Below are 14,618 nucleotides of genomic sequence, written 5' to 3'. Positions count from 1 at the left end.
TGCCCTTCCCTCGTTCAGGAAGGTGCAGATGATTGAGTCTCGCTATGGTGGTCCATGAGTTTGGGTATAGCCCCGGTCACGCCGTGGCGGGAGCGACGAAGGCAATTCCAGTGCGCAACGCGGCATTGCGCACATGTTCGTGCATGGCTTTTTGCGCAGCGCCGGACGCTCGGCGAGCCAGGGCGCGAAGGATTTTGCGGTGTTCTTGCCAGGTTTCCATGGCCCGCTCTACCCGGATGAACGGTAGCTTCTGGCTCTCCAGGAAAATGTCGGCGCTGGCGGTCAGGATGCTCAACATGGCCTGATTGCCGCTGGCGAGCAGGATTCGGCGGTGGAATTCGAAGTCCAGACGCGCCGCGGCCTCGAAGTCGCCGGCCTTCAGTTCGTTGCGCATGGCAGCGACATTGTCTTCCAGCGCATCGAGCTCATCGGTGCTCAGCGTCACCGCCGCCAACCCCGCCGCAAAGCCCTCCAGCGCATAGCGCAACTGGAAGATGTCTAGCGGCGAAGCTTGCGCCGCGAACGGCCAACCCGGCGCCGCGTCGCCTCGCGGCAGCTCCACCGGCGACTGCACGAACACGCCTTTGCCCGGCTGGATGCTGATCACGCCCAACGCACTCAGCGATGAAAGCGCCTCACGCAATGACGCCCGACTCACGCCCAATTGCACCGCCAGGTCCCGTTGCGAGGGCAAGGCGTCCCCCGGCCCGAAGCCCTGCTCGGTGATCAGTTTGCGGATGGCTTGTAACGCCACTTCGGGTACGGCGCGGGAGATCGAGTTCATGGTTTTCCAGACGAACCAGGTCAATGTGCGCTCAGTTGTAAAGCTATTCGCGACGCCCGGCAAGTCGTGCCCCATGGGGGTTCGAAGATTTTCACGGCTGCGCCATCGGGGTGCGAAACACAACCTGACTGTTCAGACCAGTAAGACCGTGCGACACCAGCAAAACCGCGCTCTGGCGCCCCCAAAGCCCTATGTTGGCATGGCCCATGCTCTGTCGATCCGCAGAAATTACTTCTCGCCGATTCGGAGATTTGCCATGACCCAGCGTTACAGCGCCCTCCTCGCCGCCCTGTTTGCCAGCCTGATGCTGAGCCAGGCACCCGCCCACGCCGACGGTCTGGAGGATGTGGTCAAGCGCGGCGTCCTCAAGGTCGCCGTGCCCCAGGACTTCCCGCCGTTCGGCTCGGTCGGCCCGGACATGAAGCCTCGTGGCCTGGACATCGACACCGCCAAACTGCTGGCCGACCAGCTCAAGGTCAAACTCGAACTGACGCCGGTCAACAGCACCAACCGCATCCCGTTCCTGACCACCGGCAAAGTCGACCTGGTGATTTCCAGCCTCGGCAAAAACCCGGAGCGTGAAAAAGTCATCGACTTCTCCCGCGCCTACGCACCGTTCTACCTCGCCGTGTTCGGTCCACCAGACGCCGACATCAAGGGCCTGGACGACCTCAAGGGCAAGACCATCAGCGTCACCCGCGGCGCCATCGAAGACATCGAGCTGACCAAGGTCGCTCCCGAAGGCGTGACCATCAAGCGCTTCGAAGACAACAACTCGACCATCGCCGCTTACCTGGCCGGGCAAGTCGACCTGATCGCCAGCGGCAACGTGGTGATGGTCGCCATCAGCGAGAAGAACCCGAAACGCGTGCCGGCGCTGAAAGTGAAGCTCAAGGATTCGCCGGTCTACGTCGGCGTGAACAAGAACGAGCCGGCGCTGCTGGACAAGGTCAACCAGATCCTTGTCACCGCCAAGGGCGACGGCGCGCTGGAAAAGAACGCCCTGACCTGGCTGAAAGAACCGCTGCCGGCCGACCTCTGATCCGGCGCGCAGGAGACACGCTATGGCTTACCAGTTCGATTTCTTGCCGGTGGTGCACAACACCGATCTGTTGCTGCGCGGTGCATTGTTCACCCTTGAGCTGACGGCCATCGGCGCGGTGCTCGGCGTGGGGCTGGGCATCGTCGGGGCGCTGGTGCGGGCGTGGAACATCCGCCCGTTCGCCGGGGTTTTCGCGGTCTATGTGGAGTTGATCCGCAACACACCGTTTCTGGTGCAGTTGTTTTTCATCTTCTTCGGCTTGCCGTCACTGGGCGTGCAGATTTCCGAATGGCAGGCGGCGGTGCTGGCGATGGTGATCAATCTCGGCGCCTATTCCACCGAGATTATCCGCGCTGGCATCCAGGCGATCCCCCGGGGGCAACTGGAAGCCGCGGCGGCACTGGCGATGACACGCTTCGAAGCGTTCCGCCATGTGGTGCTGCTGCCGGCGCTGGGCAAGGTCTGGCCGGCGCTGAGCAGCCAGATCATCATCGTCATGCTCGGTTCGGCAGTCTGCTCGCAAATCGCCACCGAAGAGCTGAGCTTCGCCGCCAACTTCATTCAATCGCGCAACTTCCGCGCCTTTGAAACCTACGCGCTGACCACGTTGTTGTATTTGTGCATGGCCCTGTTGATCCGTCAGCTCCTGAACTGGATCGGAACGCGCTACATCTCCAGGAGCAGCCGATGAGCGACTTCACTTTCTGGGACATCGTGCGCAACCTGCTCACCGGCCTGCAATGGACACTGGCGCTATCGCTGGTGGCGTTCATTGGTGGTGGCGTGATCGGTTTGCTCATTATGGTCATGCGCATTTCGAAAAAATCCCTGCCACGCAGTTTTGCCCGCACATACATCGAACTGTTCCAGGGCACGCCGCTGTTGATGCAGCTGTTCCTGGTGTTTTTCGGCGTAGCGTTGGCGGGAATCGAGATTTCACCGTGGATGGCGGCGGCGATCGCCCTGACGTTGTTCACCAGCGCCTACCTGGCGGAGATCTGGCGCGGTTGCGTCGACTCGATCCCCAATGGCCAGTGGGAAGCTTCGTCGAGCCTGGCGCTGAACCCGCTGGAGCAACTGCGTTATGTGATCCTGCCGCAAGCCCTGCGCATTGCCGTGGCGCCGACCGTGGGTTTTTCGGTGCAAGTGGTCAAAGGCACCGCCGTGACCTCGATCATCGGCTTTACCGAACTGACCAAGACCGGCGGCATGCTCGCCAACGCCACCTTCGAACCGTTCATGGTCTACGGCCTCGTGGCCCTCGGCTATTTCCTGCTTTGCTACCCCTTGTCGCTCAGTGCGCGATACCTGGAAAGGAGACTGCATGCCTCTGCTTAGAATTTCCGCCCTGCATAAATACTACGGCGATCACCATGTGCTCAAAGGCATCGACCTGAGCGTCGAGGAAGGCCAGGTGGTGGCGATCATCGGCCGCAGTGGCTCCGGAAAGTCGACTTTGCTGCGCACGCTCAACGGCCTGGAATCGATCAACGACGGCGTCATCGAAGTCGACGGCGAATACCTCGACGCCGCCCGCGCCGATCTGCGCAGCCTGCGGCAGAAGGTCGGCATGGTGTTCCAGCAGTTCAACCTGTTCCCGCACCTGACGGTGGGCGAGAACGTGATGCTCGCGCCGCAAGTGGTGCAGAAAGTGCCAAAGACCAAAGCGGCGGAACTGGCGCGCGAGATGCTTGAACGCGTGGGTCTTGGGGAAAAGTTTGATGCGTTCCCGGATCGGTTGTCCGGCGGCCAGCAACAGCGTGTAGCGATTGCCCGGGCCCTGGCGATGTCGCCAAAGGTGTTGCTGTGCGATGAAATCACCTCGGCGCTGGACCCGGAGCTGGTCAACGAGGTGCTGAGCGTGGTCCGGCAACTGGCCAAGGAAGGCATGACGCTGATCATGGTGACCCACGAAATGCGCTTCGCCCGGGAGGTTGGGGATAAGTTGGTGTTCATGCACCAGGGCAAGGTGCATGAAGTGGGCGACCCGAAAGTGCTGTTTGCCAACCCGCAGACGGCGGAGCTGGCGAATTTCATTGGGACGGTTGAAGCGGCTGGCTGAAAGAGCCTCAGTGACTTTAATACCCTCATCGCTAGCACTTAGCTCCCACAGGGGTGCGCATTCCAATGTGGGAGCTAGCTGCTAGCGATTGACCGCGCAGCGGTCACCGACTTTCCTCTACTGGATCAAGGCTTTGAACACTGCGCGTTGGCGCCAGCCTTTGATCGTGGCACGATGTCGAGGTTATCGACCGAGACCCCCTGACCATGCCGCAATCCCAAGCCAAGAATCTGTCCCTGATCGCCGCAATTGACCTGGGCTCCAACAGCTTTCACATGGTCGTGGCCAAGGCCCAGAACGGCGAAATCCGTATTCTCGAGCGTCTCGGGGAGAAGGTTCAGCTGGCCGCCGGCATCGACGAAGAGCGCCGTCTCAGCGAAGAATCGATGCAACGCGGGCTCGATTGCCTCAAGCGTTTCGCCCAACTGATCAACGGTATGCCGCTCGGCGCCGTACGGATCGTCGGCACCAACGCCCTGCGCGAAGCCCGCAACCGGGCTGAGTTCATCCACCGCGCCGAAAAAATCCTCGGCCACCCGGTGGAAGTCATCTCCGGCCGTGAAGAGGCGCGCCTGATCTACCTCGGTGTGTCCCACACCCTCGCTGACACCCCGGGCAAGCGCCTCGTGGCCGACATCGGCGGCGGCAGTACCGAATTCATCATCGGCCAGCGCTTCGAACCGTTGCTGCGCGAAAGCCTGCAAATGGGCTGCGTGAGCTACACCCAGCGCTATTTCAAGGACGGCAAGATCACTCCGGCCCGCTACGCTCAGGCTTACACCGCGGCGCGGCTGGAGATCATGAGCATCGAACACGCCCTGCATCGCCTGACCTGGGATGAAGCCATTGGCTCCTCGGGCACCATCCGCGCCATCGGTCTGGCGCTGAAGGCCGGCGGCCACGGCAGCGGCGAAGTCAACGCCGAAGGCCTGGCGTGGCTCAAGCGCAAGCTGATCAAACTCGGCGACGTTGAGAAGATCGACTTCGAGGGCATCAAGCCTGATCGCCGGGCGATCTTCCCGGCAGGCCTGGCGATTCTCGAAGCGATCTTCGACTCCCTCGAACTGCAACGCATGGATCACTGCGAAGGTGCCCTGCGTGAAGGCGTGCTGTATGACCTGCTGGGCCGCCATCACCACGAAGACGTGCGTGAACGTACCCTGACCTCGCTGATGGAGCGTTATCACGTCGATCTGGAACAGGCTGTGCGCGTCGAGCGCAAAGCCCTGCATGCCTTCGATCAGGTGGCCAAGGATTGGGATCTGGAAGACGGCGTCTGGCGCGAACTGCTCGGCTGGGCGGCCAAGGTCCATGAAGTGGGCCTGGACATCGCTCACTATCAGTACCACAAGCACGGCGCCTACCTGATCGAGCACTCCGACCTGGCGGGGTTCTCCCGCGAAGACCAGTTGATGCTCGCACTGCTGGTGCGTGGCCACCGCCGCAACATCCCCAAGGACAAGTTCGCCGATTTCGACGATGACGGCATCAAGCTGATTCGCCTGTGCGTTCTGCTGCGTTTTGCGATCCTGTTCCACCACATCCGCGGCACCCAGCAAATGCCTCAGGTTGAGCTGAACGCCAATGGCAACCACCTTGAAGTGGTGTTCCCGGAAAACTGGCTGGATGAAAACCAGCTGACCCAGGCCGACTTCGCCATCGAAGCGGAATGGCTCACGCGGGTCGATATCGTCCTCAGCGTTCGCTAGTACCCTTGTAGGAGCGAAGTTGCTCGCGAAAAACTGAGAGCACCGCGTTTATCCAGGTTGTACGCGTCATCGTTCACGTCCTTCGCGAGCAAGCTCGCTCCTACTGAAAAGCAAAAATGGCGATCCATAGGGATCGCCATTTTTTATAGCTCGCCAGCGTTACCGCACAGCCAGAATCGGACTGCCCAACCGCTCCAGCAACGTCGCCTGGGCGCTGCGCGGGTTCTGGTTGCCAGTTGGCGTGTTGCGGATGTAGCGGCCGTCCGACTGCAGGCTCCAGCTGTGGGTGTTATCGGTGAGATACAACTCCAGCTCTTTCTTGACCCGCATGATCAACTTCTTACCTTCCACCGGGAAGCAAGTCTCGACGCGCTTGTCGAGGTTGCGCTCCATCCAGTCGGCGCTGGACAGGAACATCTGCTCGTCACCGCCGTTGAGGAAGTAGAAGACCCGGGTGTGTTCGAGGAAGCGCCCGATGATCGAACGCACATGAATGTTGTGCGAAACCCCGGCGATGCCCGGGCGCAGGCAGCACATGCCACGCACGATGAGGTCGATACGCACGCCCGACTGGCTGGCCTTGTACAGCGCGCGGATGATCTTCGGATCGGTCAGCGAGTTGAACTTGGCGATGATGTGCGCCGGTTTGCCGTCGAGGGCGAACTGGGTTTCGCGGGCAATCATGTCAAGCATGCCCTTTTTCAGGGTGAAGGGCGCATGCAGCAGTTTCTTCATGCGCAACGTCTTACCCATGCCGATCAACTGGCTGAACAGTTTGCCGACGTCTTCACATAAGGCGTCATCGGAGGTCAGCAAGCTGTAGTCGGTGTACAGACGTGCGTTGCCGGCGTGGTAGTTACCGGTGCCGAGGTGCGCGTAACGCACGATTTCGCCGGCCTCGCGACGCAAAATCAGCATCATCTTGGCGTGGGTCTTGAAGCCGACCACGCCGTAGATCACCACCGCACCGGCCGCTTGCAGACGGCTGGCCAATTGCAGGTTGGACTCTTCGTCGAACCGCGCGCGCAATTCGATCACCGCGGTGACCTCCTTGCCGTTACGCGCCGCATCCACCAGCGCATCGACGATTTCCGAGTTGGCGCCGGAACGGTACAGCGTCTGGCGCACCGCCAACACATGCGGGTCCTTCGCGGCCTGGCGCAGCAGGTCGACCACCGGGGTGAACGACTCGAACGGGTGCAGCAGCAGGATGTCCTGCTTGCTGATCACGCTGAAGATGTTCTCGCTGTTTTGCAGCAGTTTCGGGATCTGTGGGGTGAACGGCAGGTATTGCAGCTCACGCTGGCTGTCCAGACCGGTGATGCTAAACAGCCGCGTCAGGTTCACCGGACCGTTGACCTGATACAACTCGGTCTCGCTCAGGTTGAACTGCTTGAGCAGGTAGTCGGACAGATGTTTCGGGCAGGTGTCGGCCACTTCCAGGCGTACTGCGTCACCGTAGCGACGGGAGAACAGTTCGCCGCGCAGGGCGCGAGCCAGGTCTTCGACGTCCTCGGAGTCCAGCGCCAGGTCGGCGTTGCGGGTCAGGCGGAACTGGTAGCAGCCCTTGACCTTCATGCCCTGGAACAGGTCATCGGCATGGGCGTGGATCATCGACGACAGGAACACATAATTATCACCAGAGCCGCCAACCTCTTCCGGAACCTTGATGATCCGCGGCAGCAGGCGTGGTGCCGGAATGATCGCCAGACCGGAATCCCGTCCGAAGGCATCGATACCCTCGAGCTCGACGATGAAGTTCAGGCTCTTGTTCACCAGCAACGGGAACGGGTGCGTCGGGTCGAGGCCGATCGGGGTGATGATCGGCGCGATTTCGTCGCGGAAATAGCGGCGGACCCAGGTTTTCAGCTTGGTCGTCCAGTGGCGGCGACGGATGAAGCGGACCTGATGCTTTTCCAGCTCCGGCAACAGAATATCGTTGAGGATCGCGTACTGACGGTCGACGTGACCGTGCACCAGCTCGCTGATGCGCGCCAACGCCTGATGCGGTTGCAGACCGTCGGCGCCCGCCTGTTCACGGGCGAAGGTGATCTGCTTCTTCAGGCCGGCGACGCGAATCTCGAAGAACTCGTCCAGGTTGCTGGAGAAGATCAGCAGAAACTTCAGCCGCTCCAGCAATGGATAGGACTCATCCAGCGCCTGTTCCAGCACGCGGATATTGAACTGCAGTTGCGACAGCTCGCGGTGGATGTACAGGCTGCTGTCATCCAGGCCGGGAATGGCAATCGCCGGTGCCGCCGCCGCGGCTTCGGCTACCACCGCGGGTGGAGCAGGCTCCAGCTCCGGCGGGGTTTCGGCGATTTGCTCGACCACGGGTTGAGCGTCTTGTACGGCAACTTCAGTGAGTCCTTCGGTATTCATCACATGTTCCTGGGAGGGCTATTTTTGCTCTCGTAACAATTGAGCGGCACGAACGGCAAAGTACGTCAGGATGCCATCAGCGCCTGCACGTTTAAAGGCGGTCAGGGATTCGAGGATAACCCCTTCGCTCAACCAGCCATTCTGGATCGCCGCCATGTGCATGGCGTATTCGCCGCTGACTTGATAAACAAAAGTCGGCACTTTGAATTCTTCTTTGACCCGGCAAAGGATGTCCAGATAGGGCATGCCTGGCTTGACCATGACCATGTCTGCGCCTTCTGACAAGTCCGCCGCCACTTCGTGCAGGGCTTCGTTGCTGTTGGCCGGGTCCATCTGATAGGAGGCCTTGTTGGCCTTGCCCAGATTCAGCGCCGAACCGACCGCATCGCGGAACGGCCCGTAGTAGGCGCTGGCGTACTTCGCCGAGTAGGCCATGATCCGCACGTTGACGTGACCGGCCACTTCGAGGGCTTCGCGGATCGCCTGGATGCGGCCGTCCATCATGTCCGACGGGGCCACCACCTGAGCGCCGGCTTCGGCATGGGACAAGGCCTGCCTGACCAGTGCGTCGACGGTGATGTCGTTCTGCACATAGCCTTCTTCGTCGAGGATGCCGTCCTGACCGTGAGTGGTGAACGGGTCCAGCGCGACGTCGGTGATCACACCCAGCTCGGGAAACTGCGCGCGCAAGGCACGGGTGGCGCGCTGGGCAATACCTTCAGTGTTCCACGCTTCGGCGGCGTCCAGCGATTTCAGTTCCGACGGCGTGACCGGGAACAGTGCCAGCGCCGGAATCCCCAGTTCGACCCATTTGGCCGCTTCTTCGAGCAACAGGTCGATGGTCAGGCGTTCGACGCCCGGCATCGAGGCCACCGCTTCACGACGGTTTTCACCGTCCAGCACAAACACCGGCAGAATCAGGTCATCGACGGTCAGCACGTTTTCACGGACCAGTCGACGCGAGAAATCGTCGCGACGGTTACGGCGCAGGCGGGTTGCAGGGAACAAACGGTTGGCGGGGGTAAAGCTCACGGCAGACTCCTGAGCCCGCGCAGGCGGGCGAGCGTGACAGTTATAGGCGGCCATTATGACGAACAGATGACAAAAGTGTCTCATCTTGACGCCACTGTTCAGCCGCAGCGGCGTCTTTTGTCGGCAGGCTGCGTTGTCTGTGACATGTAGCCACATTCCATTGTCGTTGTAGGAAATGTTCACGTCGAGACACATTTGGACACTTTCCTGAATGTGTCCGAAGGGTTAGGCTGCGCGTTCATTTCGCCAGCACCCAGACAATGCTCCAACAATTTCTGCATGACTTCGGCTACTTTGCCTTGTTCCTCGGCACATTCTTCGAAGGCGAAACCATTCTGGTGCTCGCGGGCTTCCTCGCGTTCCGTGGTTACATGGACATCAACCTGGTGGTGGTCGTGGCGTTCTGCGGCAGTTATGCCGGCGATCAGCTGTGGTACTTCCTGGGACGCAAGCACGGGCGCAAGTTGCTGGCACGCAAGCCGCGCTGGCAGTTGATGGGTGACCGGGCGCTGGAACACATCCGCAAGCACCCGGACATCTGGGTCTTGAGCTTCCGATTCGTCTACGGCCTGCGCACGGTGATGCCGGTGGCGATCGGCCTGTCGGGCTACCCGCCGGGACGCTACCTGTTGCTCAACGGGATTGGCGCGGCGATCTGGGCTACCGCGCTGGCGGCCGCCGCCTATCACTTTGGCGCGGTACTGGAAGGCATGCTCGGCAGCATCAAGAAATACGAGCTATGGGTCCTCGGCGCCCTGCTCATCCTGGGCCTGGGCCTGTGGCTGCGCCGGCGCTTCAAGAACGCTCGCCTGGCTAAACAGATCTACGCCGACGAGCAAGCCCTGAAGGCCGAACAGGCCAAGACCGGCGAAACTAAGCCAGTCGAGTGAATCGGTTTCTACAGCAATAGAGACCGATACCGCTGAGCAGGCTGTAGCTGAGCAGGCCGATCCAGCCCACCGCGCTGGCCGGCCACAGCCCCACCAGCGGTGCCAGCCATACCAGCGGCACATTCGACGCCAGCCGCAACAGCTCCAGCTTCAACGCCCACGGGCGATTCTCCAGGGCCACGCCCAAGACAAACAATCCCAGCGCCACCGCACTCCAGCCCAACACCAGGGCGGCGGTCGACAGGCTCGGCTCCAGGTTCATCAGATAGCTGCCCAGCGCGATGTAGACGCAGAACTGCAACAGCACGTAGAGCTGCTGACGCCCGTCCAGCGGCACCTCGAATTTTCGGAACTGGCTCAAATCCGTCTTGTTCATCGGGTATTTCGCCGCCACGTCCGCCGGTCGCCAGCCGGTGCGCATGAACCAGATCCGCAGCTTGTCCCAGGTGCTTTCGGCCCGCCGTGCATCCGCCCACAACTGCGCGTAGAACTGCACGTTCGCCCAAATCGGATTCCAGCTCGCCAGCGGCGTGGTTACGCCGAAAATCACCGGCTCATTGTCGTCTTCTTCCTGGAACGAGCCGAACAGACGATCCCAAATAATGAACACCCCGCCGTAGTTGCGATCCATGTAGAGAGCGTTCTGTGCATGGTGGGCCCGATGATTGGATGGCGTGACGAAGAACCACTCGAACCAGCCGAGCTTGGGAATGTGCCGGGTATGCACCCAGAACTGGTACAGCAGGTTCAGCGCCGCGACGCTGACAAACACCAGCAACGGCACGCCCACGACGGCCATGGGCAGGTAGAAGATCCAGCTCAGGAGGAACCCGGTACTGGTCTGGCGCAACGCGGTGGAGAGGTTGTAGTCCTCGCTCTGGTGATGCACCGAATGCGCGGCCCAGAGGATGTTGCGCTCGTGGCCCATGCGGTGCAGCCAGTAGTAGCAGAAGTCATAAAAGACGAAGGCAAACACCCAGACCCACACGCTATCGGCCGAAAGCTCGAACAGCGCCAGATGCTTGAGGGCAAATGCGTAGGTCACCAGGCCCACGCCCTTGGTCAGCAGGCCCGTGGTGGTCGAGAGCACGCCGGTGCTGATGCTGTTGATCGCGTCCGCCACCCGATAGTTACTGACCCCGCGCCAACGGTCGGCCAGCAATTCGACGGCAATCAGCACAAAGAAAAACGGCACCGCATACAGAATGAAGTCCATGACGCGCCCTGATCGGAATCTTGAGGACAGATGCTAGGTGTAGCCGCGAATTAACCCTATGGCAACGAGTGACAAATTAGTGGACATTTAACGCCATGAATCTGGAGAAAAGCCCATGAGCAAAAAAGTTGCAGTGATCCTTTCCGGTTGTGGCGTGTACGACGGCGCCGAGATCTATGAGAGCGTCATCACCCTGCTGCGCCTGGACCAGCGTGGCGCGCAAGTGCAGTGCTTCGCACCGAACATCGCGCAATTGCACGTCATCAACCACCTGACCGGCGAAGAAATGCCCGAGTCGCGCAATGTGCTGGTGGAGTCGGCGCGGATCGCCCGCGGCGAGATCAAGGACATCCGTGATGCAGACGCCGAGGATTTCGATGCGCTGATCATTCCCGGCGGTTTTGGCTCGGCCAAGAACCTCTCCAACTTCGCCATCGAAGGTACCGGTTGCACCGTACAACCGGACGTTCTGGCCTTGACCGAAGCGTTCGCCGAGGCCGGTAAACCGGTCGGTCTTATCTGCATTTCGCCGGCGCTGGCGGCGAAAATCTACGGCCCCGGCGTGACCTGCACCATCGGCAACGACGCCGAAACCGCAGCGGCCCTGAACAAAATGGGCGCTACTCATAAAGAGTGCGCTGTCAGCGACATCGTTGAAGACAAGGCACGCAAACTGGTGAGCACCCCGGCGTACATGCTGGCGCAAACGATCAGTGAAGCCGCGGGCGGGATCAACAAACTGGTCGACCGCGTGCTCGAACTGAGCCACGAAAACGACGCCTGACACTTTTCAACATTGTGGGAGGGAGCCTGCTCGCGATAGCGGTCTAACCGTCAACATTTATGTTGGATGTACCGGTCCCATCGCTAGCAGGGCTAGCTCCCACAGGGACCACCGTGTTCCTTAAACTTTGCGGGTTAGCCGCGTCAGGATCCGGTCCAGCGCATTGGCAAACGCCTGCTTTTCGCGCTCGCCAAACGGTGCCGGGCCGCCGCTCATCTGCCCTTGCTCGCGCAAATCAGTGAACAGGTTGCGCACCGCCAGCCGGTCGCCCATGTTCTGCGCATCGAACTCCTTACCCCGTGGGTCCAGCGCCGCAACGCCCTTCTTCACCAGACGGTCGGCCAGCGGCACATCACTGCAAATGACCAGTTCACCGGGAACCGCGTGCTCCACCAGGTAGTCATCGGCGGCATCCGGGCCACTCGGCACCACGATCAGCTTGACCAGCGCCAGCCCCGGCTTGATCTGCGGCTGCCCGGCCACCAACACCACTTCAAAGCGGCGCTTGAGGGCGAACTTCACCACCAGGTCCTTGGCCGCCCGAGGGCAGGCGTCGGCATCGATCCACACGCGCATGTTTTTCCTCCTAAAAGCAAAAGATCGCAGGCTTCGGCAGTTCCTACAGGGGTTAACGTACACCTGTAGGCGCTGCCGAAGACTGCGATCTTTTAAAGAATGACTCGATCAGGAAACCTGCACCCGACGTTTCTCAGCCACCCAGCTACGACCATACAACACAACAATCGCAGCAATCGCCACCGCCTGGGCCGTCAGCGAATACGCATCCGCATGAATCCCCAGCCAGTCAAACTCGAAGAACGGTACAGGCCGCGTGCCAAAGATTCCGGCCTCCTGCAATGCCTTCACGCCATGCCCGGCGAACACCACCGACAGCGCGCACAACAAAGCAGCGTTGATGCTGAAGAACAGCGCCAGTGGCAGTTTTGCCGAGCCGCGCAGGATCACCCATGCCAGCCCCACCAGCAGCACCAGCGCCGTGGCACCACCGGCCAATACCGCGTCATGACCCGCAGGACCTGCCTGCAACCACAGGGTTTCATAGAACAGGATCACTTCGAACAATTCGCGATACACCGAGAAGAACGCCAGGATCGCAAAGCCGAAACGCCCGCCACCACCCACCAGGCTGCTCTTGATGTAATCCTGCCAGGCCGCGGCGTGGCGACGGTCATGCATCCACACGCCGAGCCACAGCACCATGACGCTGGCGAACAACGCCGTCGCACCTTCCAGCAATTCACGCTGCGAACCGCTGACATCAATCACATACGCCGCCAGCGCCCAGGTTCCCAGACCGGCCAGCAGCGCCAGCCCCCAACCGACGTTAACGCTGCGAACGGCCGACTGCTGGCCAGTGTTGCGCAGGAAAGCGAGGATTGCCGCCAGCACCAGAATCGCTTCCAGGCCTTCACGCAGCAGGATCAACAGGCCGGAGATGTAGCTCAGCGACCAGCTCAAGCCATCGCTGCCCAGCAAACCGGCGGATGTCTTCAACTTCGCCTTGGCGGCTTCCAGACGCTGCTCGACCTGATCGATCGGCAAGCCATCCTGCAGCGACTGACGGTAAGCCATCAGCGATTTTTCCGTGTCTTTGCGCACGTTGGCGTCGACGTTGTCCAGCGAGCTTTCGACCAGTTCGAAGCCTTCCAGGTACGCCGCTACCGACAGGTCGTAGGCCTGATCGTGATCGCCCGCGCGGTAAGCCGCGACGCTCTTGTCCAGGGTCGCAGCGGTGTAGTCGAGCAACTGTGCCGGGCCACGCTTGACCTGCGGCGGCTGCGCCCGTTGCGTGCGGAACGTCGCGGCGGCTTGCGGGCCGTCAGCGGCCTGCACTTCGGACGGCGTCTGACGGGCCAGGTCGGCAATGTTGTAGACCTTGTCGCTGCTGACGGTCGCCGGATCGGCGCTGAAGCTGGCGATGTAGGTGGCCAGGTCCCAACGCTGCCGATCATCCAGCTGATCGGCGAAGGCCGGCATGTCAGTGCCTTCCACCCCGAGGCCCAGCGTGTTGTAGATCGCGTAGAGACTCAAGTGATCAAGACGTGCGTTATCGCGCAGATTGGCCGGTGGCGGCGTCAGGCCGACGCCTGCCGGGCCGTCGCCCGCGCCGGTGTCGCCATGGCATACCGAACAGTGCTGAGCGTAGAGCGGCGCACCACGGGTCGGGTCCGGGGTAATGATCGGCGCCTGGCTGACCTCATAGGCCACGGCCAGTTTTGCGCCGAGTTGCCGCGCCTGACGGGCGACGTCAGCGCCCTCCTGGCGCGCGGCGATCGCGCTGCGCAGCGTACCGATGCCCTGCTCCAGCGCGGCCTTTTCCGGTTTGGCCGGCATTGCCGCCACCAAACCTTGCAAGGCCTGGGCGAACTCCAGTTGCTCGCGGTATTCGGAGTCGTTGACGACCTTGCCTGCCTGCACCGCGTGCGGGTAGTCCGCACCGATGTAGTCGAGTAAATGCAGGGCTTGCGGCGCGCCTTCCACCGTGTCCGCCAGCAGGTTGAAACTGCACAAGGCAAACACCGGCGCTAGCAGCCAGGCCAGGAAACGGGAGGGGGCAATCATGAATGAATCTCAATTGGAAACACGAAGTAACATATTGTTCCCTCCCAATGGCTTTCACTCAAGCTTTGTTGTGCTTTGGCCGCAAGGCATCGCGTGAGCTGATGGCACTTTTTGAAATAAAGATCTCAAAAAGC

At 61.1% G+C, this 14,618-nt stretch carries 13 protein-coding genes; 7 read left to right on the top strand and 6 right to left on the bottom strand.

The annotated features are described in order from the left end of the window. Positions 1-76 precede the first annotated feature (76 nt). The gene (locus ACNYC6_RS14795) at positions 77-784 is read right to left on the bottom strand and encodes a FadR/GntR family transcriptional regulator (protein ID WP_419712890.1); all 708 of its coding nucleotides are present in this window, start codon (positions 782-784) and stop codon (positions 77-79) included. Positions 785-1,040: 256 nt separating this feature from the next. On the opposite strand from ACNYC6_RS14795, the gene ACNYC6_RS14790 reads away from it, so the two are divergent. From ACNYC6_RS14790 to ppx, 5 genes are all read left to right on the top strand, one after another. Then, complete coding sequence (locus tag ACNYC6_RS14790) at positions 1,041-1,826, top strand: transporter substrate-binding domain-containing protein (RefSeq protein ID WP_338583789.1); 786 nt, start codon at positions 1,041-1,043, stop codon at positions 1,824-1,826. A gap of 22 nt (positions 1,827-1,848) precedes the next feature. Continuing rightward, positions 1,849-2,517: an amino acid ABC transporter permease gene (locus ACNYC6_RS14785; protein WP_338583790.1), complete on the top strand. Its 669-nt coding sequence runs from the start codon at positions 1,849-1,851 to the stop codon at positions 2,515-2,517. Next, the gene (locus tag ACNYC6_RS14780; protein ID WP_419712889.1) at positions 2,514-3,164 is read left to right on the top strand and encodes an amino acid ABC transporter permease; all 651 of its coding nucleotides are present in this window, start codon (positions 2,514-2,516) and stop codon (positions 3,162-3,164) included. The genes ACNYC6_RS14785 and ACNYC6_RS14780 overlap by 4 nt, the downstream gene beginning before the upstream one ends. Next, positions 3,151-3,888 carry an amino acid ABC transporter ATP-binding protein gene (locus ACNYC6_RS14775; RefSeq protein WP_419712888.1) on the top strand — a complete coding sequence of 246 codons (738 nt, stop codon included), beginning with the start codon at positions 3,151-3,153 and terminating at the stop codon, positions 3,886-3,888. The genes ACNYC6_RS14780 and ACNYC6_RS14775 overlap by 14 nt, the downstream gene beginning before the upstream one ends. A 206-nt stretch (positions 3,889-4,094) precedes the next feature. Then, positions 4,095-5,597 (top strand): exopolyphosphatase, encoded by a 1,503-nt coding sequence (ppx, locus tag ACNYC6_RS14770; RefSeq protein ID WP_419712887.1) that lies wholly within the window; start codon positions 4,095-4,097, stop codon positions 5,595-5,597. Positions 5,598-5,756: 159 nt separating this feature from the next. On the opposite strand, the gene ppk1 is transcribed toward ppx, so the two are convergent. Both ppk1 and hemB read right to left on the bottom strand, forming a co-directional pair. Next, positions 5,757-7,979 (bottom strand): polyphosphate kinase 1, encoded by a 2,223-nt coding sequence (gene ppk1 / locus ACNYC6_RS14765; RefSeq protein ID WP_419712886.1) that lies wholly within the window; start codon positions 7,977-7,979, stop codon positions 5,757-5,759. Between the two features lie 18 nt (positions 7,980-7,997). Beyond that, positions 7,998-9,011: a porphobilinogen synthase gene (hemB, locus tag ACNYC6_RS14760; RefSeq protein WP_419712885.1), complete on the bottom strand. Its 1,014-nt coding sequence runs from the start codon at positions 9,009-9,011 to the stop codon at positions 7,998-8,000. Between the two features lie 260 nt (positions 9,012-9,271). On the opposite strand from hemB, the gene ACNYC6_RS14755 reads away from it, so the two are divergent. After that, a complete protein-coding gene (locus ACNYC6_RS14755; RefSeq protein ID WP_419712884.1) occupies positions 9,272-9,901 on the top strand; it encodes a DedA family protein in 630 nt (209 codons plus the stop codon). Here the strand turns inward: ACNYC6_RS14755 and ACNYC6_RS14750 are convergent. Further along, on the bottom strand, positions 9,885-11,117 hold the full coding sequence (locus ACNYC6_RS14750; protein ID WP_419712883.1) for a sterol desaturase family protein: 1,233 nt from the start codon (positions 11,115-11,117) through the stop codon (positions 9,885-9,887). The genes ACNYC6_RS14755 and ACNYC6_RS14750 overlap by 17 nt on opposite strands. 115 nt (positions 11,118-11,232) lie before the next feature. Between ACNYC6_RS14750 and elbB the strand changes: the two genes are divergently transcribed. Next, complete coding sequence (gene elbB / locus ACNYC6_RS14745; RefSeq protein WP_419712882.1) at positions 11,233-11,901, top strand: isoprenoid biosynthesis glyoxalase ElbB; 669 nt, start codon at positions 11,233-11,235, stop codon at positions 11,899-11,901. 120 nt (positions 11,902-12,021) lie between these two features. On the opposite strand, the gene ACNYC6_RS14740 is transcribed toward elbB, so the two are convergent. Then, positions 12,022-12,477, bottom strand: coding sequence for a YaiI/YqxD family protein (locus ACNYC6_RS14740; protein WP_419712881.1), 456 nt, complete (start codon positions 12,475-12,477; stop codon positions 12,022-12,024). Positions 12,478-12,585: 108 nt separating this feature from the next. Next, positions 12,586-14,484, bottom strand: coding sequence for an FTR1 family protein (locus ACNYC6_RS14735; RefSeq protein WP_419712880.1), 1,899 nt, complete (start codon positions 14,482-14,484; stop codon positions 12,586-12,588). Positions 14,485-14,618: the final 134 nt, after the last annotated feature.

It is taken from the genome of Pseudomonas sp. NFX224 (genome assembly GCF_048565165.1).
Lineage (GTDB): Bacteria > Pseudomonadota > Gammaproteobacteria > Pseudomonadales > Pseudomonadaceae > Aquipseudomonas.
The sequence above is the reverse complement of the archived record's forward strand: the minus strand, read 5'-3'. Positions and strand labels throughout refer to the sequence as shown.

Coding starts and splice junctions, on each gene's coding strand:
- ACNYC6_RS14795 (WP_419712890.1), bottom strand. CDS start 784: ATGAACTCGATCTCCCGCGCCGTACCCGAAGTGGCGTTACAAGCCATC.
- ACNYC6_RS14790 (WP_338583789.1), top strand. CDS start 1,041: ATGACCCAGCGTTACAGCGCCCTCCTCGCCGCCCTGTTTGCCAGCCTG.
- ACNYC6_RS14785 (WP_338583790.1), top strand. CDS start 1,849: ATGGCTTACCAGTTCGATTTCTTGCCGGTGGTGCACAACACCGATCTG.
- ACNYC6_RS14780 (WP_419712889.1), top strand. CDS start 2,514: ATGAGCGACTTCACTTTCTGGGACATCGTGCGCAACCTGCTCACCGGC.
- ACNYC6_RS14775 (WP_419712888.1), top strand. CDS start 3,151: ATGCCTCTGCTTAGAATTTCCGCCCTGCATAAATACTACGGCGATCAC.
- ppx (WP_419712887.1), top strand. CDS start 4,095: ATGCCGCAATCCCAAGCCAAGAATCTGTCCCTGATCGCCGCAATTGAC.
- ppk1 (WP_419712886.1), bottom strand. CDS start 7,979: ATGAATACCGAAGGACTCACTGAAGTTGCCGTACAAGACGCTCAACCC.
- ACNYC6_RS14755 (WP_419712884.1), top strand. CDS start 9,272: ATGCTCCAACAATTTCTGCATGACTTCGGCTACTTTGCCTTGTTCCTC.
- ACNYC6_RS14750 (WP_419712883.1), bottom strand. CDS start 11,117: ATGGACTTCATTCTGTATGCGGTGCCGTTTTTCTTTGTGCTGATTGCC.
- elbB (WP_419712882.1), top strand. CDS start 11,233: ATGAGCAAAAAAGTTGCAGTGATCCTTTCCGGTTGTGGCGTGTACGAC.
- ACNYC6_RS14740 (WP_419712881.1), bottom strand. CDS start 12,477: ATGCGCGTGTGGATCGATGCCGACGCCTGCCCTCGGGCGGCCAAGGAC.
- ACNYC6_RS14735 (WP_419712880.1), bottom strand. CDS start 14,484: ATGATTGCCCCCTCCCGTTTCCTGGCCTGGCTGCTAGCGCCGGTGTTT.